This window comes from Streptomyces sp. KR80 (assembly GCF_052245555.1).
Lineage (GTDB): Bacteria > Actinomycetota > Actinomycetes > Streptomycetales > Streptomycetaceae > Streptomyces.
Genome location: NZ_JBQQCD010000003.1, coordinates 285,395 through 310,758, shown reverse-complemented (window position 1 = coordinate 310,758; position 25,364 = coordinate 285,395). Strand labels below are relative to the sequence as shown.

Below are 25,364 nucleotides of genomic sequence, written 5' to 3'. Positions count from 1 at the left end.
CATGCGCCGACTCCCCATATTCGGCCCCGGGCTCCAAGAGGCTCACAGCGGCGTCCAGCGCTTCCGTGTGTCAACCCTCCACTACAGTGAGGGACACCCCGGAGAATGCGGCCTTCGCGCGGTACCTCCACATCTCCGCGCGGCCTGATCCAACCCCTCCGTGTCCGGAAGTTGCCGATATCACACCACGGCCCGGTAGCACCCGGGTCCACTCACCCATAGGTATCGCCAGGACCCCGGCTGCCCGGGGCACGCAGCGGCCCGAAGCGCTGCTGCGGCCCGCCCGGCCCCAGCACTTTGATCAACTTCACGGTCCCCTGGCCGAGATCGGCATTGAGCCGCGCGACAAGCTGCGGCGCGAGGAGTCGAAGCTGCGTGGCCCAGGCTGTCGAATCGCACTGCACGGTCAGCACCCGCGCATCCTCGTCGTACCGCTGCGGCTCGCAGTGCTGCGCCACCTCCGGACCCACGATCTGCGGCCAGCGGCCCATCACCCCACCCACCGCCGCCGGCGTCTCCCAGCCCCGCTCGGTGATCAACCGGCTGATCGCCGCCCCCAGCGGCAGCGGATCCCGGCCGTCCGCTCGCGCCCCGGACCGCAACCCGCCACGCCGCGCCTGCTTCTTCTGCTGCGCGGCGGCGCCACGGGCGCGCGCCTGCTCCTTCGCCGCGCGCAGCGCGACCCGCGCCAGATCCACGCCCGAGGGCTCGGGCTGCTCACGGGACCCAGGGGCCTGCTCGGTCATACCCGCTCCACCGCACCGTCGGCCACGGTGAACCGGGTCCCGGCCAGTACCCCGGGCACATCGTCGTCCACCGCCGCCGTCACCAGTACCTGCTCGGCCGGCGCGACCAGCTCGGCCAGCCGCTCCCGCCGCCGCTCGTCCAGCTCGGCGAAGACATCATCCAGCACGAGCACCGGCTCACCCGGCCTCCCCCCGCCTTCCACCCGCGCCGTCCCGGGCCCGCCACCCGCCTCAAAAGCAGGCTCCCCGCGCCCCATGGGACCCTCGGCACGGAGCAAGTCGTACGAGGCCAGGCGCAGCGCCAGCGCATACGACCAGGACTCGCCGTGGCTGGCGTACCCCTTCGCCGGCAGCCGGCCGAGCTGCAGGACCAGATCGTCCCGGTGCGGACCCACGAGCGTCACCCCGCGCTCGATCTCCTGCTTGCGCGCCGAGCCCAGCGCACCCAGCAGCAGCGCGTACAGCTCCTCCCGGCCGCCCGCGTCGGCGAGTTCCTCGCCCACCGAGCCGCGATAGTCGAGTGCCACCGGACCACCGCCCGGCGCCAACTGCTCGTACGCCTTGTCCGTGAGCGGCTGCAGCGCGGCGATCAAGTCCAGGCGCTGGACCAGCAGCTCGGCGCCCGCACGCGCGAGGTGCTGATCCCAGACGTCGAGGGTGGACAGATCCGCCCCCGAGCGACCGCCGTGCCGACGGGCCATCGCCGCGCTCTTGAGGAGGGTGTTGCGCTGCTTGAGCACGCGGTCGTAGTCGGACCGCACGCCCGCCATACGCGGGAAGCGGGCCGTGATCAGCTCATCGAGAAAGCGGCGGCGCTCACCGGGGTCGCCCTTCACCAGGGCGAGGTCCTCCGGCGCGAAGAGCACGGTACGCACGATGCCCAGCACGTCGCGCGGCCTTGCCTGCGAGGAACGATTGATACGAGCGCGGTTCGCCCGCCCCGGGTTGAGCTCCAGCTCGACGAGCTGCTGCCGCTCACCCTGGACGACCACCGCCCGTATCACCGCACGATCGGCGCCGATGCGCACCAACGGCGCGTCGGAGGAGACCCGGTGGCTGCCAAGGGTGGCGAGATAGCCCACGGCCTCGACCAGATTCGTCTTCCCCTGCCCGTTGGGACCCACAAAAGCCGAGACGCCCGGGCCGAGCGGGACCTCGACCCCGGCGTACGAGCGGAAGTCGGCGAGCGAAAGATGCGATACGTGCATTGCGCGCTGCGGCCTGCGCCGCCGGCCCTCCCTCGGTGCTCTTGCTGCTCTGCGTCGCTGTTATGTCTGCTCGACCGCGTGGCCACCGAACTGGTTGCGGAGCGCGGCGACCATCTTCATCTGCGGGGAGTCCTCCTGGCGAGAGGAGAAACGTGCGAAGAGCGAGGCGGTGATCGCGGGCAGCGGTACGGCGTGATCGATCGCCGCCTCCACCGTCCAGCGGCCCTCGCCCGAGTCCTGTGCGTAGCCGCGCAGCTTCTCCAGGTGCTCGTCGTCATCGAGCGCCTTGACGGCCAGGTCCAGCAGCCAGGAGCGGATGACGGTGCCCTCCTGCCAGCTGCGGAAGACCTCGCGTACGTCGGTGACGGAGTCGACGGCCTCGAGAAGCTCCCAGCCCTCGGCGTAGGCCTGCATCATCGCGTACTCGATGCCGTTGTGGACCATCTTCGCGAAGTGGCCCGCCCCGACCTTGCCGGCGTGCACGGACCCGAAGTCGCCCTCCGGCTTGAGCGCGTCGAAGATCGGCTGGACCTTCGCGACGTGCTCGGCGGCACCGCCGTACATCAGCGCATAGCCGTTCTCCAGACCCCAGACGCCACCTGAGACACCGCAGTCGACGAAACCGATGCCCTTGGCGTTCAGCTGCTCGGCGTGCCGCTCGTCATCGGTCCAGCGGGAGTTGCCGCCGTCCACTACGACATCACCCGGCGACAGGAGCTCGGCCAGTTCATCGATGGTCGTCTGAGTGGCGATACCGGCGGGGACCATGACCCAGACGACGCGCGGCCCTTTGAGCTTGCCCACCAGCTCGTCAAGGCTGTGGACATCGGCGAGATCCGGGTTGCGGTCGTAACCGATCACGGTGTGACCTGCGTGGCGGATGCGGTCGCGCATATTGCCGCCCATCTTGCCGAGGCCGACGAGACCGAGCTCCATCAGTGATCCTTTGTGACGTATGAGACGTAATAGCGGCGTTGGTGCCTGTCGTCGAGCCTACGCCCGTGCTCCCCGGTGCCTTCCACCCGCGGGGGTGCCCTACCGGAGGCAGAGGGAAGTGTGCCCCCGGACGCCCATCTGCGGACTCCGACCGCTCAGCCGCTCAGCCGCACGGGCATGATCAGGTACTTGTACGCCTCGTCCGCCTCGGCATCCAGGGCCGGCTTGCCACTCAGCAACGCGGGCTTGGTGGAGGTCGTGAAGGAAAGCTGGGCGACCGGAGAGTCGATCGCACTCAGGCCCTCCAGCAGGAATCCCGGGTTGAAGGCGATCGAGATGTCGTCGCCCTCGAGCTGGGCGTCCACCCTCTCCACAGCCTGTGCATCGTCGCTCGACCCGGCCTCGAGGATAAGGACGCCCTGCTCGAAACTCAGCCGCACAGGGGTGTTCCGCTCCGCGACGAGCGCGACACGCTTCACCGCGTCGACGAACGGAGCCGTCTCGATCACGGCGACCGAGTTGAACTCGGTGGGGAAGAGCGTGCGGTACTTGGGCAGGTCGCCCTCGAGCAGCCGCGTCGTCGTCCGGCGCCCCGCACCCTCGAAGCCGATCAGGCCCTCACCCGCGCCCGAGCCCGCCAGAGCGATGCTGACGGTGTCACCGTTGGTCAGCGACTTGGCGGTGTCGAGCAGCGTCTTGGCGGGCACCAGGGCGACGGCGGAGACATCCGGCGTCTCGGGCTTCCACAGGAACTCGCGGACGGCGAAGCGGTAGCGGTCGGTCGCGGCCAGCGTGACCGTGTCCCTCTCGATCTCGATCCGCACACCCGTGAGCACCGGCAGCGTGTCGTCACGGCCCGCGGCGATGGCAACCTGTGCGGCCGCCGCGGCGAAGACCTCACCGGGAACGGTGCCAGTGGCGGTCGGCATCTGCGGCAGCGCCGGGTACTCCTCCACAGGGAGGGTGTGCAGTGTGAACCGGGAAGAGCCGCAGACGACGGTCGCCCGCACGCCGTCGGTGGAGATCTCCACAGGCCTGTTGGGAAGTGCACGGCAGATGTCGGCGAGGAGCCGGCCGGAGACCAGGACGGTGCCGTCCTCCTCCACATCCGCCTCGACCGAGACCCGGGCCGAGACCTCGTAGTCGAACCCGGAAAGGCTGAGGGTGCTCTCCTCCGCCTTCAGAAGCAGGCCCGCGAGGACGGGCACCGGCGGACGGGCCGGAAGGCTACGTGCTGCCCAGGCCACCGCCTCCGCGAGTACATCGCGCTCCACCCGGATCTTCACCGTCAGCCGCCTCCTGCTGTTGCTGGCTCGCCCTGCTGGCCTTCGTCGTCGGCACGGGTCTCCCGCCGACGGCAGGGGAACGTTGCCGGAGACCAGTCTGACGCACACCACCGACAGTCGGTGGCGGTCGGGGTCAAGTCGGTGTCCGGGGTGTCGGGCGGTCCCGGGCTGGGTTGTGCACAGGGCCCGTTTCGAGAGGAGTTTCCCGGTAGATCTACGTGGTCGTAGTAGTAGGCCTTGTGGAAACCGTGGATAACCGCTTCAGGGCAGGTCAGCAGCGAGAATTTGTCCACCGACCCTGTGGGCGCGCACCGTGGACAAGCCGGTCGCGCTGTGGACACCGAAAAGTTCTGCACACCCGGTGCACAGCCCGGGCTCGGTTCTCCCCAGTGCCGTCCCCAGGTTTACCCACGTTCTCCCCAGCCCAACCAACCTCGTTGGTGTGACGGCTTTCACTCGGCACGGTGAGCACGAGTGTCTCGTTGCCGAACAGTGGACAGGGGTGTGGAGAAGCTGTGCACAACTGATCTGGTCCTGTGGGCGGGCAGTGGACAACGGATCGCGGCCACTGTGGGTGTACCGGCCGTCCACAGTCTGTGGAAGCCGGTTGGACACATTTCCCCATCCGGCTGACCTCCCTGGACATGCTTTCCCCCGGCCCCGCTGTGGACATCATCTGGACAACTTGACAGTCCCCAGGGTGTGGACGGCGAGGCGGCGGCCGAACTGTGGAGAAGGCAGCAGCCTCGCTGCGGATTCGAACACCCGTCGCCGCGCGATGACGAAGGGCGCCCCGGGAGGTGTCTCTCCGGGGCGCCCTCTGGCGGGTCCAGTACGACCGTGCGGACTCGTGTCAGCCGTTCTTGATGCGGTTCGTGAGCTCGGTGACCTGGTTGTAGATGGAGCGCCGCTCGGCCATCAACGCGCGGATCTTGCGGTCCGCGTGCATCACCGTCGTATGGTCGCGCCCGCCGAACTGTGCGCCGATCTTCGGCAGCGACAGGTCCGTGAGCTCCCGGCACAGGTACATGGCGATCTGCCGTGCTGTCACCAGCACTCGGCTGCGCGACGATCCGCACAGGTCGTCGACGGTCAGCCCGAAGTACTGTGCCGTCTCGGCCATGATGGCCGTCGCGGTGATCTCCGGCGCCGCGTCCTCGCCGCCCGGGATGAGGTCCTTGAGCACGATCTCGGTGAGCCCGAGATCCACGGGCTGCCGATTGAGGCTCGCAAAGGCTGTGACCCGGATCAGTGCGCCTTCCAGCTCGCGGATGTTGCGGGAGATTCGCGAGGCGATGAACTCCAGCACCTCCGGCGGTGCGTTGAGCTGCTCCTGCACGGCCTTCTTGCGGAGGATCGCGATCCGGGTCTCCAGCTCGGGTGGCTGGACGTCGGTGATCAGGCCCCACTCGAAGCGGTTGCGCAGCCTGTCCTCCAAGGTCACCAGCTGCTTGGGCGGCCGGTCGGAGGACAGCACGATCTGCTTGTTGGCGTTGTGGAGCGTATTGAAGGTGTGGAAGAACTCCTCCTGGGTCGACTCCTTGCTGGCGAGGAACTGGATGTCGTCCACGAGGAGGATGTCCATGTCGCGGTAGCGCTTGCGGAACGCGTCCGCCTTGCCGTCGCGGATGGAATTGATGAACTCGTTGGTGAACTCCTCTGAGCTCACATAGCGCACGCGCGTTCCCGGATACAGGCTCCGCGCGTAGTGCCCGATCGCGTGCAGCAGGTGGGTCTTCCCGAGGCCCGACTCGCCGTAGATGAACAGCGGGTTGTAGGCCTTGGCCGGTGCCTCGGCGACGGCGACGGCCGCGGCGTGCGCGAAGCGGTTCGACGCCCCGATGACGAAGGTGTCGAAGAGGTACTTCGGGTTGAGGCGTGCGGTCGGCTCGCCCGGGCCGGGGGCGGGTGCTGGCTGGGCGGCGAGGGGACCGGGGGCGCCGCTGGGGGCGGGCGGACCGGGGTGGGAGCGGCCAGGGGTCTGCTCGGGGAGGTCACGGCGCTGCTGTTGGTAGGGCAGGTGGTCGCCGGCGGGGGGCCGGAAGTCGGCCTGGGAGGCCGGAGCCCGCTGCGGTTCTTCGAAGTGCTGAGGGCGGTCCTGCTGCGGTCCGCCGCGGGAAGCGGGGTACCGATCGTGCTCGGGGAAGCCGCCGAGCCGTTGCTGCTGCCAGCTGTAGTCATCGCGTGGACCCGGGCCGGGGCCGGTCATGCCGCCGGTGGGCGTGCGGGCCCATGTGCTCGGTTCCGGGCGGCTCTGCTGGTACTCGGGATATGCGGGACGGGCGGTCGGCAGCGCGTCCGTGGAGCGCCTGTAGGTCTCGTATCCGTCGAAGCCGTCGTACGTGTCGCGCTCCCGGTCCCGGTCCGGGTCCGGGTTCCGGTCATGATCCAGCTCGCGGGCGGGCTCCGGGCGCCGGGGCTCCGGTTCGACCGCGCTCACGGTGATCGCCAGGCGGATGGGCTGATTGCACTCCCGGCTGAGCGCATCGCTGATCAGTGGGGAGAGGCGGCCTTCCAGGACGCCTTTGGCGTACTCGTTGGGGACGCTGAGCACAGCGGTGCCGGCGACGAGAACCAGGGGTTGGCAGTCCTTGAGCCAGCGCTGATCCTTGGCTTCGATGCCCTGGCCTTCCCCGAGCAGCTGGTCGAGGACCCGTGGCCACACTGCGACAAGATCGGCAGGTACGTCAGCCACAGGGCACGCTCTCTCACTCGCTGGGTGGGGGGTGGCGCCCCTAAGGTCCCACGAATGTGTGGTTCTCGGGACGGGCGGGAAGCATTCGGAGTTCAGCCACGGTAGTCAGGGCGACGTGCGTGGTTCAAGTCGTTGTCCACAGGGTGTGTACAAATGTGCCACGACGGGTGGCTCCGGTGGCGGCCAGGCTCCGGGCCGTTGCCGTGGTGACCGTGACTCCTCCGGTTTGACCGGATGACCTGGCCGCGCGTACCGTAACCAGGTCGAGTTGTCGATGGCTGCTGCCGCCTGCCTCCGATGGGCAACGATCACCATCCGTGATCATTGAAGCGGTGCACTCGGGCGTATTGCGAGCTACTCGTGGGCGCACGGTGACAGCCAGGCGATGTCCCGCCACTACACGAGTCATTTCTGGAGCCCCCGAGTGAGCAAGCGCACCTTCCAGCCGAACAACCGTCGTCGCGCGAAGACCCACGGCTTCCGGCTGCGTATGCGCACCCGCGCCGGTCGTGCGATCCTGGCCGCCCGCCGTGGCAAGGGTCGCGCACGCCTGTCGGCCTGAGCAGCCTGACCTCAAGGTCCATGTCGTGCTGCCTACCGAGAATCGGATGAGGCGGCGCGAGGACTTTGCGGCCGCGGTACGCCGGGGACGCAGGGCCGGGCGCCCGCTCCTCGTCGTCCACCTTCGCAGCGCATCCTCTCGTGATCACGGGAGCACAGACCCGCATGCGTCTGGGGAGACCGCTCCCCCGGCACGTGCGGGTTTCGTCGTCAGCAAGGCCGTCGGTGGTGCGGTCGTCCGCAATCTGGTGAAGCGGAGGCTCCGCCATCTCATGCGCGATCGGCTGGCTCTGCTGTCCCCGGGTAGCCTGGTTGTCGTACGGGCGCTGCCCGGTGCCGGCGAGGCGGACCATGATCAGCTGGCCCGCGACCTGGATGCCGCGCTGCAGCGTCTCCTGGGTGGGGACACCCCGGGGAACCCCCTGGGGTCTTCCGGACGTGGTCCGGGAGAGCAGCAACGGGGGAAAGCCCAGGGGAGGACGCCGCGATGAAGTATCCACTGCTGTGGTTGATCAAGCTGTACCAGTGGACCGTCAGCCCGCTGCTCGGGCCGGTCTGCAAGTACTACCCGTCGTGCTCGCACTACGGCTACCAGGCCATAGACGTGCACGGTGCGGTGAAAGGGACGGCATTGACCGCTTGGCGGATTCTTCGCTGCAACCCGTGGTCACGCGGCGGCGTCGACCACGTCCCTCCCCGAAAGCATCCAGTCTGGCACCAACGGCTGCGGAGCCGGTGGAGTACTAGCTCCGCCGCAGCGCCGGCGGGACAGCCCGAGACTCAGCCCAACGCCCAAGGAGCCTGATTCGTGGACACGGTCCTCGGCCCTCTCTATAACGCAGTTTCCTGGATCATCGTCCAGTTCCACTCGCTGTACGGCCTTGTCTTCGACAAGGACGGTGGTTTGGCCTGGGGTCTGTCCATCGTTTCCCTGGTGGTGCTGATCCGTATCTGTCTGATCCCGCTGTTTGTGAAGCAGATCAAGGCGACGCGGAACATGCAGGCGCTCCAGCCGAAGATGAAGGCGATCCAGGAGCGCTACAAGAACGACAAGCAGCGCCAGTCCGAGGAGATGATGAAGCTCTATCGGGAGACGGGTACCAACCCGCTCTCGAGCTGCCTCCCGATTCTGGCGCAGTCGCCCTTCTTCCTTGCGCTCTACCAGGTGCTGAACAAGATCGCGAACAATGACGCGGTCGGTGTGATGGACAAGGACCTGGTCGGCAGCGCGCGGCAGGCGCACATCTTCGGTGCTCCGATCGCGTCGAAGTTCATGGACAGCGCGGGCAAGATCGAGGCGCTCAACGCGTCCCTGACCGATGTCCGCGTGGTCACCGTCATCATGATCGTGCTGATGTCGCTGTCGCAGTTCTACACGCAGCGCCAGCTGATGACGAAGAACGTCGATCTCACGGTGAAGACACCGTTCATGCAGCAGCAGAAGATGCTGATGTACGTCTTCCCGATCATCTTCGCGGTCTTCGGGATCAACTTCCCGGTCGGTGTCCTCGTCTACTGGCTGACCACCAACGTGTGGACCATGGGCCAGCAGATGTACGTGATTCAGCGGAACCCGACCCCCGGCAGTCTTGCCTACAAGCAGCGCCAGGAGCGTCTGCGCGCCAAGGGCAAGCTGAAGGAGACTCCGGAGGAGATCGAGGCCAAGCAGGCGGTGGAGGCTGCCCGGGCCGCTCGGCACCAGCCGAAGCGGCAGAGCAAGGCCAAGCGCCAGACGAGTGGTGCGGCCCGTCAGGCCAAGGACACCCCGCACGCGTCCTCGGCTGCGGCGAGCGAGGATGAGAAGCCCTCGCTGGATAAGCAGCAGCAGTCGCAGCAGCCGCAGGGCGCCAAGTCGAAGCAGGCCGACGGCTCCCCCCGTAATGCCAAGTCCGGACAGCGCAAGGGCCAACAGCGGCCCAAGCACCCGTCCAAGAAGTAAGGAGGCCATCCAGTGACGGAAGGCACCACCCCGGCCGCCGAGGGTGGCGACACCCTGACCCGCCTCGAGCAGGAAGGGGAGATCGCGGCCGACTACCTCGAGGGGCTGCTGGACATCGCGGATCTCGACGGTGACATCGACATGGATGTCGAGGCCGACCGGGCGGCGGTCTCGATCGTCAGCGACGCGACCAGTCGCGATCTGCAGAAGCTGGTGGGTCGCGATGGTGAGGTGCTGGAGGCGCTCCAGGAACTCACCCGGCTGGCCGTGCACCGCGAGACCGGTGACCGGAGCCGTCTGATGCTGGACATCGCCGGTTTCCGGGCCCGTAAGCGCGAGGAGCTCGCGGAGCTGGGTGCCAAGGCGGCGCAGGAGGCGAAAGGCACCGGGGAGCCGGTGAAGCTTCATCCGATGACGCCCTTCGAGCGCAAGGTGGTCCATGACGCGGTGGCGGCGGCGGGACTGCGCAGTGAGTCCGAGGGCGAGGAGCCACAGCGCTGCGTCGTGGTGCTTCCGGCCTGATCGGACCGGACCCCGAGGTGTTCGCGGCCCCGCCTGTTCGCAGGCGGGGCCGCAATTGTCAGCCTGACAGTCAGCATGCAAGAGCGTGTACGGAAGGACGGTCCCCGTGACGGAGGCATCGGAGCTTCCCCCGGCCCCGGAACAGGCAGAGGTGGTGTTCGGCGAGCGCCTTCCGGAGGCTGTCCGGTACGCGGAGCTGCTGGCAGACGTGGGAGTCCGTCGTGGGCTGATCGGACCCCGTGAGGTACCGCGGCTCTGGGAACGGCACCTGCTGAATTGCGCGGTGCTCTCTGAGGCGGTGCCCGAGGGAGTCTCGGTCTGTGACGTCGGTTCCGGCGCGGGGCTGCCTGGCATTCCGCTGGCGCTCGTGCGCTCGGATCTGCGTATCACCTTGCTCGAGCCGCTTCTGCGGAGGACGAACTTCCTCGAGGAAGTGGTGGAACTGCTCGGGCTCGAGCATGTGACCGTGGTGCGAGGGCGTGCGGAGGAAGTGCTCGGCAAGCTTCCCCCCGTACATGTGGTGACAGCTCGTGCCGTGGCCCCGCTCGACCGTCTGGCCGGCTGGGGGGTCCCCTTGCTGCGTCCCTACGGAGAGATGCTGGCCCTCAAGGGAGATACGGCCGAGGAGGAGCTGAGGGCTGCGCGTGCGGCGCTGAGTAAGCTCGGCGTCGTCGACACCTCGATCCTGCATGTCGGTGAGGGGCTGGTGAATCCTCCTTCGACGGTGGTGCGCGTGGAGGTCGGAGAGAGCCCGGGCGGGGTGCGCTTCGCTGCCAAGAGGGCCAAGGCGGCGCGGATTGGTCGGGCGCGACGTCACCGGTAGAGCGTGACTCGCTCTGGCAAAAGCCACCAAAACCACCTAAATCGGAGTGTCGTGACGCCGTAGCGTGGCCACCCATGCATCGTGTTTCACGTGAAACGTCGATCACTGCTGCATGGAATCATCAGCCGCGGCCGTGCCGCCGCCTCACCACGCAACCGGCCGGGGCCGCTACGGATGGCTATCTCGGCAGCATCAGAACCCTCTGTCGGTGTGGATTCATCCACAGGAGAACGGGCCTCGCTGGTTCACGACCCCGAAAGCATGGGAGGCTCTGTTCATTGCGAGCCTGAAGTCGAGGAGAGTGAATCCTTGCGGTCCGACGCCAACATCGCGGGACCGATGACCGATCCGGTCCCCGGCCCCCGTGCCGAATCGGCGGGGGTGGATGTTTCACGTGAAACGCTGCCCCCCATGGACGACACCCCCATCGGCCGAGCCGCACAGCTGGCCGTCGAAGCCCTCGGCCGAGCCGGTGAGGGGCTGCCACGTCCGGAACAGACAAGAGTCATGGTGGTGGCCAACCAGAAGGGTGGAGTCGGCAAGACCACGACGACGGTCAATCTCGCCGCCTCCCTCGCTCTGCATGGCGCCCGTGTGCTGGTGATCGATCTCGACCCTCAGGGCAACGCCTCGACGGCCCTCGGAATCGAGCATCACTCCGAGGTGCCCTCCGTCTACGACGTTCTGGTGGAGAGCAAGCCGCTGGCGGATGTCGTTCAGCCGGTGCCGGATGTGGAGGGGCTGTTCTGCGCGCCGGCGACTATCGATCTTGCCGGCGCCGAGATCGAGCTCGTCTCACTCGTGGCGCGGGAGAGTCGGCTGCAGAGGGCCATCGAGGCGTATGAGCAGCCGCTGGACTACGTCCTCATCGACTGCCCGCCGTCGTTGGGTCTCCTCACGGTGAACGCTCTGGTCGCCGGTGCCGAGGTGCTCATCCCGATCCAGTGCGAGTACTACGCGTTGGAGGGCCTCGGTCAACTCCTGCGCAATGTGGATCTGGTGCGTGGACACCTCAATCCCAAGCTGCATGTCTCGACCATCCTGCTCACCATGTACGACGGCAGGACCCGGCTCGCCTCGCAGGTGGCCGACGAGGTCCGCAGTCACTTCGGGCATGAGGTGCTGCGGACGAGCATCCCGCGATCCGTGCGGATTTCGGAAGCGCCCAGCTACGCGCAGACCGTGCTCACCTATGATCCCGGTTCCAGTGGATCTCTGTCTTACCTCGAAGCGGCTCGTGAGATCGCACTGCGCGGAGTCGGGGTGCACTACGACCCGCAGCATGCGCACATCGCAGGCCAGAACGCCCAGGAGGATCAGCACAGTATGCCGGAGGGGATGCAGTGAGCGAACGACGTAGAGGACTGGGCCGCGGGCTCGGTGCGCTGATCCCCGCGGCTCCACAGGGGTCACCCGGAACGGCGCCGTCGTTGGGCGTAGGGGCTACCTCCCCGGCAGCGGTGCCGCTGCTTGGGCAAGGCCGGGGTGTCGCACCGGCCCAGGTCGACTCCCCTCCGACGCCTGGGGTTTCACGTGAAACGGACGGTGTGTCGCAGGAGGAGCTCGACGCGCTTGTAGCCGAGGCGTACCCGTCCGGTGCCCACTTCGCTGAACTCCCGCTGGACTCCATCACCCCCAACCCGCGCCAGCCGCGTGAGGTCTTCGACGAGGACGCACTTGCTGAACTCGTCACCTCCATCCAGGAGGTCGGCCTCCTCCAGCCGGTCGTTGTCCGGCAGTTGGGCCCGCAGCGCTACGAGCTCATCATGGGCGAGCGCCGGTGGCGGGCCTGCCGTGAAGCCGGTCTCGAGCGGATCCCGGCGATCGTCCGTGCGACCGAGGACGAGAAGCTTCTGCTGGACGCGCTGCTGGAGAACCTCCACCGTGCCCAGCTGAACCCGCTGGAAGAGGCTGCGGCCTACGACCAGCTGCTCAAGGACTTCAAGTGCACGCACGATCAGCTGGCGGACCGGATCGGACGCTCGCGTCCGCAGGTCTCCAACACCTTGCGGCTGCTCAAGCTGTCTCCGTCCGTGCAGCGTCGGGTCGCTGCCGGGGTGCTGTCCGCCGGACACGCACGTGCACTGCTGTCGGTCGAGGATTCCGAGGAGCAGGACCGGCTGGCACACCGGATCGTTGCGGAAGGCCTGTCTGTGCGGGCGGTCGAGGAGATCGTGACGCTGATGGGCTCACGCCCGAGCAGCACGCCGAAGGCCAAGGGCCCCAGGGCCGGTACGCGCGTGTCGCCCGCGCTGACCGATCTGGCGTCGCGTCTCTCGGATCGCTTCGAGACCCGGGTGAAGGTGGACCTGGGCCAGAAGAAGGGGAAGATCGTCGTTGAGTTCGCCTCGATAGAGGATCTGGAGCGGATCCTGGGCACACTGGCCCCCGGAGAGGGACCCGTGCTGGAGCAGAGGCTCTCGGAGGAGGCGGCGGAGGCTGCCGAGGAATGATCCCGGAAACCTCGTGAACCGAGGGCGGGCCGTGTCACCAAGGTGCGGTCCGCCCTTTGCTTTATTACCGTATGGGACAATCGCGACCTGGATACGATGCGTTCAGGTTTGGCTATCCATGTGGAGAAACCTCATCTGGAGGGCAAGCCATGCGATTAGCGAGCCGCACTGGGCTGGTGGCGGCAGGATTGAGTCTGGGGGCAGTCGGCGGATTCGTCGGCAGTCTCCTCAGGGAGCGTGGAGCGCTGGCGGCCGCCCGTGAGGCGGTGGGTGAGGGAAGCGAGGAACTGGCTGCATGGGGCGACGGCTCGTACCGCTCACACTGGACAACCTTCCGGACATTCCCAAGCGGTGCCGGTCGTGTGTCTTCTGGGAGCTCGACCCGGTCAGCGGCGAAGCCGCGGTGAAGGCCGGCCGGCCGGAGCTGGAGAAGGAGGCCTGGATCTCGGCCGTGCTCCTGGAATGGGGATCCTGCGGCCGGGTGGTGTATGTCGACGAGGTGCCCGTGGGGTTCGTCCTCTACGCGCCGCCTGCGTACGTGCCGCGTTCCACCGCCTTTCCGACCAGTCCAGTGTCCCCGGATGCGGTTCAGCTGATGACGGCGTGGATCATGCCCGGCTATCAAGGGCAGGGGCTCGGCCGAGTGATCGTTCAGACGGTGGCCAAGGATCTCTTGCGGCGGGGCTTCAAGGCGATCGAGGCATTCGGTGACGCACGCTGGAAGGAACCGGCCTGTGTACTGCCCGCCGAGCATTTGCTGGCGGTGGGGTTCAAGACCGTACGACCGCACCACCGATTCCCTCGGCTGCGTCTGGAGCTGCGGACGACGCTTTCGTGGAAGGAAGATGTCGAACTGGCTCTGGACCGGCTCCTCGGTGCGGTGCAGAAGGAGCCCGCACTGCGGCCGCTGTAGGTGAGTCCGACGAGGAACTGAACAGGCCCGCCCCCTCCGTGGGGCGGGCCTGTTTCACGTGAAACCTGACGCTCGGCCGTTACTCGCCGATGAACTCGGACAGGTCGCGGGCGATCGCTGCCTTCGGCTTGGCACCGACGATCGTCTTGGCGACCTCACCATTCTGGTAGACGTTGAGCGTCGGGATGGACATGACGCCGTACTTTGCCGCGGTGGCGGGGTTCTCGTCGATGTTCAGCTTGACGATCTCGATCTTGTCCCCGTACTCGGCGGCGAGCTGCTCCAGGGATGGTGCGATCTGGCGGCATGGGCCGCACCACGCCGCCCAGAAGTCGACGAGGACAGGCTTGTCGCTCTTGAGGACGTCCTCGTCGAAGGAAGCGTCAGTCACGTTCTTGAGGGCGCCGGCCATGGCGGTCTCCTTGGTTGTTGGTACGTGAGTCAGGTCGGTATCAGAGGGCCGCTGCGGCCTTCTCCGGCTCCGCGGGCTTCGTGTCACTGAGGGCAGCGATGTAGCGCTCCGCGTCGAGGGCCGCTGCGCAGCCGGTACCCGCAGCGGTGACGGCCTGGCGGTAGATGTGGTCCACCACATCGCCCGCGGCGAAGACGCCGGTGAGGTTGGTGCGCGTCGACGGGGCCTCCACCTTCAGGTATCCCTCGGAGTCCAGATCCAGCTGGTCCTTGAACAGTTCCGTACGCGGGTCGTGGCCTACGGCGATGAAGAGCCCGGTCGCCGGCAGCTCGGTCATCTGCCCGGTCTTGGTGTTGCGCAGGGTCAGACCGGTGAGCTTCTGTTCCCCGTGGATCTCGGCGACCTCGCTGTCCCAGGAGAAGGAGATCTTCGGGTCGGCGAAAGCGCGCTCCTGCATGGCCTTGGAGGCGCGGAGGGTGTCGCGGCGGTGGACGACGGTGACGGACTTGGCGAAGCGGGAGAGGAAGGTCGCCTCCTCCATGGCGGTGTCCCCGCCGCCGACCACGGCGATGTCCTGGTCCTTGAAGAAGAACCCGTCGCAGGTGGCGCACCAGGAGACCCCGCGGCCCGACAGTTCGTCCTCCCGCGGCAAGCCCAGCTTGCGGTGCTGGGAACCCGTGGCCACGATCACGGCCTTTGCACGGTGCACCGTTCCCGCCGAGTCCGTCACGGTCTTGATCTCACCGGTGAGGTCAACGGCCACGACGTCGTCCGGAATGAGTTCGGCCCCGAAGCGCTCTGCCTGAGCCCGCATGCTGTCCATCAGATCAGGACCCATGATGCCGTCGCGGAAGCCGGGGAAGTTCTCCACATCGGTCGTGTTCATCAGCGCACCGCCGGCGGTGACGGCACCCTCGAAGACCAGAGGCTTCAGGGAGGCGCGCGCGGTGTACAGCGCCGCGGTGTATCCCGCCGGACCAGAGCCGATGATGATCACGTTACGGACGTCGCTCACGGGTGTCTTCCTCGTCTCTGCCGACTGCTTTCCGGGTTCGGGACTCTCATCCCACCCAACGGATCCTACGGGGCCTGCATTCCCGTCGTGTCCCGTGCGCGCCGGGCGGATCAGGTCCCCGTCAGTCGTCGCAGTCAGTCGCGCCCGTACGTGGCCCTGAGAAGAACTTCGCCGACTGTTTGGGGGGTCTTCCCTGTGCAGGAAGAGTCGACGACATAGGCGTCCACCCGGGCGGCGTCGGTGACGTGGGGCAGCACGACGAGATACGCCTCGGTGCCCTTATAGGTCCCCGGCTCGGCCGCAATCGGGACATCGGAGCGACCGATCCCGGCGCGGACACAGGACGGAACCTCTGGGCCGGCCTTCTTCATCGTGGTATTGGGGGTGGACTGAGGCCCGACCTCATGTGAGGGGGCGGCTTTCCCATCTGCTTGCGAGAGCAGGTCTTGGACCTGTGACTCGAGCCCGTCGGCTGTGAACCCTGACGCGTTCAGTTGCTGCTCGGTCGAGTCAGTGGCGGTCGAGTGCTGCCCGCTGTCGCTCGCTGGGGAGTCGATGGACTGGACGATGACCCCGCCGAGCGCTGTGGCCGCGAGTGCGCACGCGGCGCCGAAGACTGCTGTACGCCAGCGGCGACGGATGCGCCTCCTGCCCGGACCAGTCGAGGCTCGCCCATGCCTTCCTGGGCGTCCGGAGGACCGGCGAGGCTCCGCCGCGGCGGTGGTTTCACGTGAAACATGGAGGGCGTCGGCGCCGGACTCGGTTTCACGTGAAACGGCGGCGGATGCCCTCGAGTCCAGCAGAGCTTCGGCGGCAAGGGCAGCCTCGATACGGCCGGCAATGTCGGCAGGCATCTGCGCCGGGCCGGGGAGGGTCCCCAGCAATCCGCGGATTTCTTCGAGAGAGCTGTGCACATCGGCACACAGCGCGCAGGTCGCCAGATGATCGCGTACTGCGGTGGCCTGGTCCGGAGGAAGAAGCCCTTCGGAGAGCGCCGAGATCTCCGCAACCTCCGGATGCTGATCCGTGTCGGTCGAGGATGTCATGCTCGCCCACCTCCGCCCTTCACGGCATTTGTGCCCCTCGGTCCTGCCGCTGGGACGGATGTACTCTGCGTCCGGTTCCTTCCCCCGCCCGGCGCCGGACTATCCCCGCCTTCGGTGCGTAGATGAGTGAGCAGGGGGAGCAATCTCGCTCGGCCTCTGGCGCAGCGGCTCTTCACCGTCCCGGTGGGAACGTCGAGGATGCGGCCTGCCTCCGCGACCGGGTATCCCTGCATGTCCACCAGGACGAGCGCAGCGCGCTGCTCGGCGGGAAGTGTGGAGAGGGCTTGGAGGAGCTCGCGGTGCAGGTCTTCCCGCTCGGCGGGTACGGCGGCGGACTCGTGGGGTTCGAGAAGCTGCTCGAATCGCTCGGTCTCGGCAACGGGGGATGTGCGGCGAGTGGCCGCCTTGCGGGCTCGGTCGAGGCAGGCATTCACCGTGATGCGGTGCAGCCAGGTGGTGACAGCCGACTGGCCGCGGAACGTATGGGCTGCGCGGTAGGCCGAGATCAGGGCGTCCTGAACGGCATCGGCGGCCTCTTCCCGGTCGCCGAGCGTCTTCACCGCGACCGCCCAAAGCCGGTCGCGGTGGCGGCGGACTATCTCGCCGAAGGCTTCTGGATCTCCTGCCACATGGCGGGAGAGCAGTTCCTGATCACTTGCGGCGCCGCCTGTCGTCCTGTTCAAGGTCGGGCCCCTCTGCTTGGCGCCTGTCTGCTGACTCAGCTCGTGATCTTGATGTCGGCGACCTTGCCGCGGTAATTGCCCTCGGCGGTCGGCGGCAGTTCCGTCAGCCAGACGAGCACATATCGCGTCGTCACGGGCTTGGGCGGCTCCAGCTTCACATGGGTGCCCGAGCCACGGGCAACCCTGCTGAACCCGTCCAGGGACGTAGGCATCGCCGATGCGTCCTCGGGCGCCGCCATGAGCTGAACAGTGGTGCTTCCGATGAAGCTGATCCGCGCTGTGCCCACCTGCTGCGGCTTCCCGAGATCGAGAATGAGGCCCACACCCGACTTCAGGCCGCCGAGATCCGGGCGCCCGACGTAGAACCGCGTCTCCCAGTAGCTCCCCTTGTCGCCGTCATAGGCCCTTCCGACCTGGTCCGGGTTCTCGGAGCCGTCTCCCAGCGGATCGAAGTCCTGCGCGGCGACGATCGAGATCGACTCGGGTGCCGTGTTCTCGCCGGGGGAGCCGCTCCCGGATTGCGAGCTGCCGGAGTCGTCGCCCCGGTTCTCGCGGTCCATGAGGGTGTCGGCCAGCTGCCAGCTACCCAGGCCGAGTGCCGCGATGAGCAGTGCGGCGACCGTCCATTTAAGGGCTTGTCCGGTGCGGGTCTGGAGCGGTGGTGGGGGAACGGGAACGGGACGGGCGGGCGCTCCGGAGCCGTTGCGGTTCGCGGGCTGGTGGTAGCCGCCCTGCTGGTACGTCGTCGGCCGGTACGTGGGCGTGGCGAAGGACGGCTCAGGCGGGCGGATGCGCGGCAGCGCCGTGACCGCCTTCGACAGCTCCTCGGGCGTGGTGCACGGGGGCTCCTGCCGCGATGGGGTCGCCCCCTCGTTCACCAGAGCGCGCATCGCGAGCTCTGAGAGCCCCCGGTGCACACCGGCCCGGACCTGGTCCGGTGCGATCAGACCGACGCCCTTGGGCAGCCCGGACAGGCCGTACGCGTTCTCCTCGTAGGGCCAGCGCTGGGTCAGGGCGGCATACAGCAGCGCACCGATGGCCTCAGTGTCGGTGCGCTGCGGGTGGTCGGTACGGATACCGCGCAGTGCCGCCATGACGGCGAGACCGCGGATGCGGTACTGGCCGGACTCGGTGCGGAGGACCGAGCTGGGGGTGAGCCGGAGGTGGGCCAGACCTTCGCGGTGAGCGGCGGCCATGGCCTGCGAGACCTGGCTGACGAGCTGATACGCCTCATGCGGCTCGAGCGGGCCGGATGCCAGGACGTTGGTCAGCTCGGTCGCGTCGGGCAGCCACTCGTGCACGACGTAGACGAGATCGTTCTCCTCGACGGCGTCGAGGACCTGGACGAAGCGGGGGTCGCCGAGAAGTGCCGCCGAGCGGGCGGCGGAGAGCACGGGACGGGCCCGGGGGTGGTCGGCGGGCAGCACATGCACGCCCACGGCGCGGCGGAGCTTCTCGTCGACGGCACGCCAGCTGCTGAATCCGTCCAGACGGGTGACGCACTCCTCGAGGCGGTAGCGTCTCGCGAGCTTGTGACCGCTGTGCAGCTCAGGGGGTTCCGCTTCGGGCGCAGGACTGGTCTCCTCGCCCTTGCTTCGCGCCGTGCCGGCGCCCTTGGCGTCCGCTTCCGCTCCGCGCCCCTCCTGGGCGTCCACCCCGTCGGCCGTGGCCTTCTCCGCCTGCGCGGTCAGCGGCTCATCGCCGCTGCTGTCAGCCACGTCGACGGCAGCCGTGCTCCGTTCCGCCACCGTCGTTCCTGCCTCCCCATCCGTTGCACGCTCTCGCACCACAGCAAAGACAATTGTGCCCACAGTCCGCCGCTATGCACGACACACGGCGGCGGTTGAAGGTTGTGCTCGGTCAGCGGCCCAGGCGGCCCCGGACCATCCCGACCATGGCGGTCAGCTCTTCGATGCGCATGCGTCTGGCCGCTGCGTAGAACGCGCCGAGCAGCACGATTGCGCCTCCGACCAGGGCGGCGAGGGAGCCGAGGGCGCCGCTGCCCAGCGCCTGGCTGATCCCGAACGCCGTGGCCCCGGCGAGGAGGGAGGCGGGGACGCAGGCCCCGGCGAGCCGGGCGTACGTACGGCGGACATGGGATCCATCCAGATCCCCTCCGAGCCGCTTGCGCAGGCGTCGCCAGGCGACACCTACGCCCACGGCGTACGCCAGGCCATACGAGGCGGCCATGCCGATCACGGCCCAACGGGCCGGGAGCAGGACGAAGCACAGAGTGGAGGCGGCGGCGTTGACGGCTGCGACAATGACCGTGTTGTAGAAGGGGGTTCGGGTGTCCTCGTAGGCGTAGAAGCCCCGCAGAACGACGTACTGCACTGAGTACGGGATGAGGCCGAGGCCGAACGCCATCAGGACGTACCCGATGCTCCGGGCGCCGGATTCACCGGATCCTGCGTAGAGGAACATGGCCATGGGGACGCCGAGGGCCAGGAAGGCGAAGGCACAGGGCACGATTGCGACGGCCGAGGTGCGCATCCCGTAGGAGATGTCGTCGCTGACGGCGGATGGGTCCCCGTCGTGCGCGGCGCGCGAGATCCTCGGCAGGACGGCGGTCATCACGGAGACCGTGATGATGGCCTGTGGCATCTGCCAGAGCAGCAGGGCGTAGTTGTATGCGGTGATGCCGGTGCCGGTGAAGCCCTTGCCCTCCGCCGCGGCTCCGGCCGCCGTGGCGAGCTGGGTGACCACGACCATGCCCAGCTGGTTGGCGAGAACGAAGAGGAAGGTCCACTTGGCGAGTCCCAAGGCCTTGCCCAGCCCGTGGCCCCGCCAGTCGAAGCGCGGCCGGATCCGGAAACCCGCCTCGCGCAGGTACGGGACCATCGCCAGGGCCTGCACCGTCAGGCCGAGCAGCGTGCCGATGCCCAGCAGCCGGACGCCCTCGGGGGTGATGGTGGACGGGCTTACCTTGGTCGCTGTGACGCCGCCGAACGCCCAGATGAAGGCACCGAAGGTGGCGATGACGACGATGTTGTTGAGGACCGGGGTCCACATCATCGCTCCGAAGCGGCCGCGGGCATTGAGGATCTGGCCGAGCACGACGTGCACGCCCATGAAGAACATGGTCGGCAGGCAGTAGCGGGCGAAGGTGACCGCCACCTCCATCTTCTGCGGGTCGGAGGCGATCTCCGTCGACATCATGCGGATGAAGAGCGGTGCCCCGAGCACGCAGACGGTGGTGACGCCCGCCAGGAGGGCCATCACGACGGTGAGGAGCCGGTTGGCGTAGGCGTCGCCGCCGTCCTCGTCGTCCTTCATGGCACGCACCAGCTGCGGAATGAACACCGCGTTGAGCGCGCCGCCGCCGACCAGGATGTAGATCATCGTCGGCAGCGTGTTGGCGACCTGATAGATGTCGCCGAGCGCGGCGACGCCGATCGCCGCCGCGATGACCAGGGTGCGCAGAAAGCCGGTGATGCGGGAGACGATCGTCCCGGCGGCCATCAGCGCGCTGGATCTGAGGATGCCGGCTGCTCGGCCGCCGGAGCGCTTGGGCGCGGGGGCAGGTTCGGACTGGGCGGGTGGTCCGTCCGGCGGCGGAGTCTGCGCGGGGCGCTGCGGTTCGTGTGGCTGCTGCTGGTCCCGGAAGAGATGGGCGAACGCATCCGGCTCGGCGGGGCCCTCAGCGGAGGCGCGGCCCGCGGTGCCGTCCACGCCCATGGACTCGGTGGTCGTTCTGTCGTCCGCGTCCGGCAGGTGACGTGGCGGTCCGTCCGGCTCCGGTGCATGGGGCTGGGCCCACAGCTGAGCATTCGGGGCATGCTGCGGCGCCCTGGGACGCTCGTACGGGGGCTGCGGGCCGGGGTACGGGCCAGGGGGCGGTGGCGGGTGTGCGGCGCGGTCGTACAGGGCATCGGTCACCGGGTCCCGCGCCGCGGGGCTCTGGTTACGGTACGGGTCCGGTACGTACGGATCGGGCGCGGCGGGCGGGGACGGCTGGCCCGTCGGGTCGCTGCCCGGGCTCAGGCCGCGGTCACCGTCGTACGGCGCGTTCATCGCTACCCCACCTCATCGTCCCGGCCGACCGGCCCCGACATCGCTCAACGGTCCACTTTCTCACCCGTGCCGGATGCCTCGCCGCTTTCCGGTGCGGTGTCCGAGGTCACGTCACCCTGCTGCTCGGACTGTGGTGCTTCTGGGCCCGGCTCCGCGGACTCGGTGGTCTCAGTCTCATCGGTGTCACTGGTGTCATCGGGCTCCTCCGCTTCGTCCGTCTCCCCCGCCGGCTCCGTGGCCTCAGCGGCCGCAGCGCGCCTGCGCTGGGTGTACATCCGGATGCCGGCGAGCACAAGCAGCAGCACACCGCCGGCCAGGACGAGCATCACGGTGGAGGTGATCTCGGTGACCTTCACCTTGAAGGTCATCGGAGCGCCGTACGGCGTACCGTCGTCCGTGGTGAGCTGGGCCGTCACCCAGACCGTGCCGTTCGCGTTGGCCGTGGTGTCGAACTTCACGGACTGGCTGTGCTCACCCTCGATCCTGATGGGCTGCCCCTCGCCCACGTCGAGACGGTTCGGCTGGCTGGACGTGAGGACCAGCTTCAGCCCTTCGACTCCCTGGACCAGCTTGTTCTGCACGGTCACCGGAATCGTCGCGCTGCGCCCCGACATGGTCTGGGGCGATTTCTGGACGAGCTGCACGCCCTGACTGAGATCGGTGAGGTAGTCCCGAACGGACTCGCGGAACACCGTGGAACCCCTGGCGTCACCACGCCAGGATGTGGACATCTCCCGCATGATCGCGTTGCCGATCGGCGTCACGACCCGTTCCGGCCGGGAGAGGATCACCTGAAAGCCTTCGAGCGCCCGCTGCGTCTCCTGGGCGTCTTCGAAGGCTTCCGTCGGCAGTTCCTGCTTGCGCAGCGAGCGAGGGTACGCGGCGGTGTGCGGCACACGCGTGGCGGCGTCCGGGTCGGGCTTCGCCTTTGCCGCGTCGCCCAGATCCAGTGGCTTGGTCCAACGGGAGCCCTGCAGCCCCTCCAGCGCCTCCGCCATGGCGCGCGCCTGGCTGGCACCGGGCATACGCTGCGGGGCGACGACGATGCTCCGCTGCTTCCCGGGGGCCTGCATGGTGAGCATGAGTGTCTGGGCCAGGAACTGCTGCACGGCGAGCGTCGTGCTCTCCGCCCCTGACATGTCGCCCTCGAAGGCCGTGGAGAGGCGGGCGTCCGCCACCACCGCCGTGTTGCCGCCTCCGATCGGACGGGCTGCGGTGGGGGTGTAGGGCAGGCCGGCGGTCTCCCTGAGGCTGTCGCTGCGGGTGATGACGCGGTGCGCGCCGGCGGACGTGGCGACGTCGACCACCGAGGAATCGATCGCTCCTTCCACGGGCCACGCGAAGTCAGTGCGGGGCTTCGTGGCGAGGATGGTCTCCACCGTCCAGGAGGCGAGGTCGGTGGCGGGTTTGAGATGACCCAGGGCGCCCGAGGCCTTCTTGCCCCGGTGGGCCAGCGAGGCAAGATCGGGATCGGCGAAGGGCAGCGCCACCACCTCACGCCCGTCCACGGCCTCCTGGAGGTCCTTGAGCCACTGCTTGGCCACGGTCTGGTTCCTGCCCGCAGTGGTGGTGCCGTCGGCGCGTTCGATCTTGTAGCTCTTCGTCATGGCATCGACGGTCGCCAGCAGGTCCGGATCGATCATCCAGGTCACCGGCAGGTCACTGCCGAGGGCCACCAGCTGCTGCAGCCGCCCGCCGGGGCCCAATTCGGAGGCGAGGGAGTCGTCTCGGAAGATCGGCGTCTGCTGGGCGTCGGAGTCTGTCCGGGCCGTGAGGCGCGTGGTGGAGATGAGCGGCCACACAAAGCTGAGCTTCGTCCTCGTGTCGGCCTTGGACGGCTGCCAGGGCAGGAACGTCCGCTCGATACCTAGAACCTGCTGGAACCGCTGCCTCTCCGTTTCCCCGGTGAGCGAGACCGCCAGCTGGTAGATCCCTTCGTCGCCCAGGTTCAGGTCCTCCACGGGGACCTGGAGGCTGAAGTCGCGGGGAACGCCTGCCGGCAGCCGGTCGATCTGGACGGTGCGCTTCTTCCCGCCGATCTCCCGTCCGTCCGGGCCGGCCGAGAAGCCGGTGCGCTTGGCCGCGGTGTCGATGGCGCTGCGGCTGTTCAGCGTGGGCCCCACCCGTAGCCCGACGTGGGCGTCCGTGATCGTGGAGCGGCCCTCGTTGGTCACCGTTCCCCTGACGGTGAGGGTGTCGTTCTTCTTCGGGGACGCTGGTGTCAAGGAGTTGATCGAGACGTTGACGGTGCGGGAGCCGACGGCGTTGTCGGCAGCGTGTGCCATAGGGGCCGGGGAGGAAAGCTGCAGGGTACCCGCGACCAGCACCACGCCCACCAGGGCGGTTGCCGTGTGCCGCAGCCACCGGCGGGCAGCAGCGGATCGCGTTCCCTGGAACTGTGCCGCCTCGGCCACGCGCTCGCCCGTCCCTCGTCGTCAGTGGTGGTCGTCGGATGTGCGTCCAGGAATGGTAACGAGAGCCGCCGTGGCGAAGTGCTGGGGTCGCCGACAAGATCGCGGAGAACCACCGGCTACGCGGAAACGAGGACGCCCCATTCTGCCGAGCCACGTACTCTGTTCTGTTGTGCCGAACGCCAACCATGACAGCCACACCCCGCCGACCTCGCAGGACCGACAGCCGACGAACGCGCTCAGTGACGTTCAGCGGCGCGCGGTGAGCGAGCTCCTACGGGTCTCCCCCGTCGCCGACGATCTCGCCGCTCGCTTCCGTGAGGCGGGACACACCCTCGCCCTGGTCGGCGGATCCGTACGGGATGCGCTGCTCGGTCGGCTGGGAAACGATCTCGACTTCACGACGGATGCCCGCCCCGAGGACGTGCTGAAGATCGTGCGTCCGTGGGCGGACACCGTGTGGGAGGTCGGTGTCGCCTTCGGCACGGTCGGCTGCCTGAAGAGGACCCGGAACGGCCGTGAAGGGGCCCGGGAGTACCAGATCGAGGTGACGACCTACCGTTCGGAGTCGTACGACCGGTCGTCGCGGAAGCCCGAGGTGTCCTACGGCGATTCCATCGAGGAGGATCTGGTCCGCCGGGACTTCACGGTGAACGCGATGGCGGTGGCGCTGCCCGAGAAGGAGTTCATCGATCCGTACGGAGGTCTGGAGGACCTCGCGGCCAAGGTGTTGCGGACGCCGGGCTCTCCTGAGGACTCTTTCTCCGACGACCCGCTGCGGATGATGCGGGCCGCCCGCTTCGCCGCCCAGCTGGACTTCGATGTCGCTCCCGAGGTCGTCGCAGCGATGACAGCGATGGCGGACCGCATCGAGATCGTCTCCGCCGAGCGGGTGCGTGACGAGCTCAACAAGCTCATCCTGGCGCCCTACCCCAGGAAGGGGCTGAAGCTCTTTGTCGACACCGGGCTCGCCGACCTGGTCCTGCCCGAGTTGCCGGCGCTGCGGCTCGAGCGCGATGAGCATCACCGGCACAAGGACGTCTACGGGCACTCGCTGACCGTGTTGGAGCAGGCCATCGCACTCGAGGAGGGCGAGCCGGACCTGGTGCTGCGACTGGCGGCGTTGCTGCACGACATCGGCAAGCCCAAGACGCGGCGCTTCGAGAGCGACGGCAGGGTCTCCTTCCACCACCACGAGGTGGTCGGGGCGAAGATGACCAAGGCGCGGATGACGAAGCTGAAGTATCCGAACGACCTGGTGAAGGACGTCTCGCGGTTGGTGGAGCTGCATCTGCGATTCCACGGCTACGGGACCGGCGAGTGGACCGATTCGGCGGTCCGCCGGTACGTACGGGACGCCGGTCCGCTGCTGGACCGGCTGCACAAGCTGACCCGGTCGGACTGCACCACGCGGAACAAGCGGAAGGCAGCGGCGCTGTCGCGGGCTTATGACGGCCTCGAGGAGCGCATTGCGCGGCTGAAGGAGCAGGAGGAGCTGGACTCGATCCGGCCGGACCTCGACGGCAACGAGATCATGGAGATTCTCGGGGTGCGGCCGGGGCCGGTGGTCGGCAAGGCCTACAAGCACCTTCTCGAGCTTCGCCTCGAGCAGGGGCCCATGGAGCGGGGCGACGCCGTGGCCGCGCTCAAAGAGTGGTGGGCTGCGCAGAGCTGAAGCCAAGGGCGCGGCTCATGTTTCAC

At 68.1% G+C, this 25,364-nt stretch carries 21 protein-coding genes and 1 pseudogene; 10 read left to right on the top strand and 12 right to left on the bottom strand.

All coding sequences use genetic code 11. The features are described 5' to 3' along the window. Positions 1–212 precede the first annotated feature (212 nt). From ACTWQI_RS06855 to dnaA, 5 genes are all read right to left on the bottom strand, one after another. Complete coding sequence (locus ACTWQI_RS06855; RefSeq protein WP_443268396.1) at positions 213–746, bottom strand: DUF721 domain-containing protein; 534 nt, start codon at positions 744–746, stop codon at positions 213–215. Continuing rightward, positions 743–1,954 (bottom strand): DNA replication/repair protein RecF, encoded by a 1,212-nt coding sequence (gene recF / locus ACTWQI_RS06850; protein WP_443268394.1) that lies wholly within the window; start codon positions 1,952–1,954, stop codon positions 743–745. The genes ACTWQI_RS06855 and recF overlap by 4 nt, the downstream gene beginning before the upstream one ends. A 60-nt stretch (positions 1,955–2,014) precedes the next feature. Then, entirely contained in the window at positions 2,015–2,890 is an 876-nt protein-coding gene (gnd, locus tag ACTWQI_RS06845) for a phosphogluconate dehydrogenase (NAD(+)-dependent, decarboxylating) (protein WP_443268392.1), read from the bottom strand. 155 nt (positions 2,891–3,045) lie between these two features. Then, positions 3,046–4,176 (bottom strand): DNA polymerase III subunit beta, encoded by a 1,131-nt coding sequence (gene dnaN, locus ACTWQI_RS06840; protein ID WP_443268391.1) that lies wholly within the window; start codon positions 4,174–4,176, stop codon positions 3,046–3,048. Positions 4,177–5,029: 853 nt separating this feature from the next. Continuing rightward, the gene (gene dnaA, locus ACTWQI_RS06835) at positions 5,030–6,871 is read right to left on the bottom strand and encodes a chromosomal replication initiator protein DnaA (protein WP_443268389.1); all 1,842 of its coding nucleotides are present in this window, start codon (positions 6,869–6,871) and stop codon (positions 5,030–5,032) included. A gap of 424 nt (positions 6,872–7,295) precedes the next feature. Here dnaA and rpmH point away from each other — a divergent pair, with 424 nt between their 5' ends. From rpmH to ACTWQI_RS06790, 9 genes and pseudogenes are all read left to right on the top strand, one after another. Continuing rightward, the gene (gene rpmH, locus ACTWQI_RS06830) at positions 7,296–7,433 is read left to right on the top strand and encodes a 50S ribosomal protein L34 (RefSeq protein WP_125638610.1); all 138 of its coding nucleotides are present in this window, start codon (positions 7,296–7,298) and stop codon (positions 7,431–7,433) included. Between the two features lie 25 nt (positions 7,434–7,458). Further along, positions 7,459–7,836 (top strand): annotated as a pseudogene (rnpA, locus tag ACTWQI_RS06825) (ribonuclease P protein component); the annotation flags it as partial. Positions 7,837–7,919: 83 nt separating this feature from the next. Further along, positions 7,920–8,237, top strand: a complete 318-nt coding sequence (gene yidD / locus ACTWQI_RS06820; protein WP_443268386.1) for a membrane protein insertion efficiency factor YidD — start codon at positions 7,920–7,922, stop codon at positions 8,235–8,237. Positions 8,238–8,240: 3 nt separating this feature from the next. Further along, on the top strand, positions 8,241–9,371 hold the full coding sequence (yidC, locus tag ACTWQI_RS06815) for a membrane protein insertase YidC (RefSeq protein ID WP_443268384.1): 1,131 nt from the start codon (positions 8,241–8,243) through the stop codon (positions 9,369–9,371). A gap of 12 nt (positions 9,372–9,383) precedes the next feature. Then, positions 9,384–9,893, top strand: a complete 510-nt coding sequence (locus ACTWQI_RS06810) for a Jag family protein (RefSeq protein WP_443268382.1) — start codon at positions 9,384–9,386, stop codon at positions 9,891–9,893. Positions 9,894–9,999: 106 nt separating this feature from the next. Continuing rightward, positions 10,000–10,716, top strand: a complete 717-nt coding sequence (gene rsmG / locus ACTWQI_RS06805) for a 16S rRNA (guanine(527)-N(7))-methyltransferase RsmG (protein ID WP_443268380.1) — start codon at positions 10,000–10,002, stop codon at positions 10,714–10,716. Positions 10,717–10,977: 261 nt separating this feature from the next. Then, the gene (locus ACTWQI_RS06800) at positions 10,978–12,063 is read left to right on the top strand and encodes a ParA family protein (RefSeq protein WP_443268670.1); all 1,086 of its coding nucleotides are present in this window, start codon (positions 10,978–10,980) and stop codon (positions 12,061–12,063) included. Continuing rightward, positions 12,060–13,169 (top strand): ParB/RepB/Spo0J family partition protein, encoded by a 1,110-nt coding sequence (locus tag ACTWQI_RS06795; RefSeq protein WP_443268379.1) that lies wholly within the window; start codon positions 12,060–12,062, stop codon positions 13,167–13,169. The genes ACTWQI_RS06800 and ACTWQI_RS06795 overlap by 4 nt, the downstream gene beginning before the upstream one ends. A gap of 295 nt (positions 13,170–13,464) precedes the next feature. Continuing rightward, entirely contained in the window at positions 13,465–14,082 is a 618-nt protein-coding gene (locus tag ACTWQI_RS06790; protein WP_443268377.1) for a GNAT family N-acetyltransferase, read from the top strand. 79 nt (positions 14,083–14,161) lie between these two features. Here ACTWQI_RS06790 and trxA read toward each other — a convergent pair whose 3' ends face one another. The 7 genes from trxA to ACTWQI_RS06755 all read right to left on the bottom strand — a co-directional run bounded on the left by trxA (position 14,162) and on the right by ACTWQI_RS06755 (position 23,666). After that, a complete protein-coding gene (trxA, locus tag ACTWQI_RS06785) occupies positions 14,162–14,494 on the bottom strand; it encodes a thioredoxin (RefSeq protein ID WP_443268375.1) in 333 nt (110 codons plus the stop codon). Between the two features lie 40 nt (positions 14,495–14,534). Beyond that, a complete protein-coding gene (gene trxB / locus ACTWQI_RS06780) occupies positions 14,535–15,509 on the bottom strand; it encodes a thioredoxin-disulfide reductase (RefSeq protein ID WP_443268373.1) in 975 nt (324 codons plus the stop codon). Between the two features lie 134 nt (positions 15,510–15,643). Next, positions 15,644–16,555 (bottom strand): anti-sigma factor family protein, encoded by a 912-nt coding sequence (locus tag ACTWQI_RS06775; protein ID WP_443268371.1) that lies wholly within the window; start codon positions 16,553–16,555, stop codon positions 15,644–15,646. Continuing rightward, positions 16,552–17,238, bottom strand: coding sequence for an RNA polymerase sigma factor SigM (sigM, locus tag ACTWQI_RS06770; protein WP_443268369.1), 687 nt, complete (start codon positions 17,236–17,238; stop codon positions 16,552–16,554). The genes ACTWQI_RS06775 and sigM overlap by 4 nt, the downstream gene beginning before the upstream one ends. A 35-nt stretch (positions 17,239–17,273) precedes the next feature. Next, entirely contained in the window at positions 17,274–18,986 is a 1,713-nt protein-coding gene (locus ACTWQI_RS06765) for a protein kinase family protein (protein ID WP_443268367.1), read from the bottom strand. 112 nt (positions 18,987–19,098) lie between these two features. After that, entirely contained in the window at positions 19,099–21,252 is a 2,154-nt protein-coding gene (gene murJ / locus ACTWQI_RS06760; protein ID WP_443268365.1) for a murein biosynthesis integral membrane protein MurJ, read from the bottom strand. Positions 21,253–21,296: 44 nt separating this feature from the next. Next, positions 21,297–23,666, bottom strand: coding sequence for a DUF6049 family protein (locus tag ACTWQI_RS06755; protein WP_443268364.1), 2,370 nt, complete (start codon positions 23,664–23,666; stop codon positions 21,297–21,299). 169 nt (positions 23,667–23,835) lie between these two features. Here ACTWQI_RS06755 and ACTWQI_RS06750 point away from each other — a divergent pair, with 169 nt between their 5' ends. Then, positions 23,836–25,338 carry a CCA tRNA nucleotidyltransferase gene (locus ACTWQI_RS06750; RefSeq protein ID WP_443268362.1) on the top strand — a complete coding sequence of 501 codons (1,503 nt, stop codon included), beginning with the start codon at positions 23,836–23,838 and terminating at the stop codon, positions 25,336–25,338. Positions 25,339–25,364 lie beyond the last annotated feature (26 nt).

Bases quoted from the DNA above. Each gene is read 5' to 3' on its own strand.
- ACTWQI_RS06855 (WP_443268396.1), bottom strand. From the start codon at position 746: ATGACCGAGCAGGCCCCTGGGTCCCGTGAGCAGCCCGAGCCCTCGGGC.
- recF (WP_443268394.1), bottom strand. From the start codon at position 1,954: ATGCACGTATCGCATCTTTCGCTCGCCGACTTCCGCTCGTACGCCGGG.
- ACTWQI_RS06790 (WP_443268377.1), top strand. From the start codon at position 13,465: ATGGGGCGACGGCTCGTACCGCTCACACTGGACAACCTTCCGGACATT.
- trxA (WP_443268375.1), bottom strand. From the start codon at position 14,494: ATGGCCGGCGCCCTCAAGAACGTGACTGACGCTTCCTTCGACGAGGAC.
- ACTWQI_RS06800 (WP_443268670.1), top strand. From the start codon at position 10,978: ATGGGAGGCTCTGTTCATTGCGAGCCTGAAGTCGAGGAGAGTGAATCC.
- ACTWQI_RS06775 (WP_443268371.1), bottom strand. From the start codon at position 16,555: ATGACATCCTCGACCGACACGGATCAGCATCCGGAGGTTGCGGAGATC.
- yidD (WP_443268386.1), top strand. From the start codon at position 7,920: ATGAAGTATCCACTGCTGTGGTTGATCAAGCTGTACCAGTGGACCGTC.
- murJ (WP_443268365.1), bottom strand. From the start codon at position 21,252: ATGAACGCGCCGTACGACGGTGACCGCGGCCTGAGCCCGGGCAGCGAC.
- gnd (WP_443268392.1), bottom strand. From the start codon at position 2,890: ATGGAGCTCGGTCTCGTCGGCCTCGGCAAGATGGGCGGCAATATGCGC.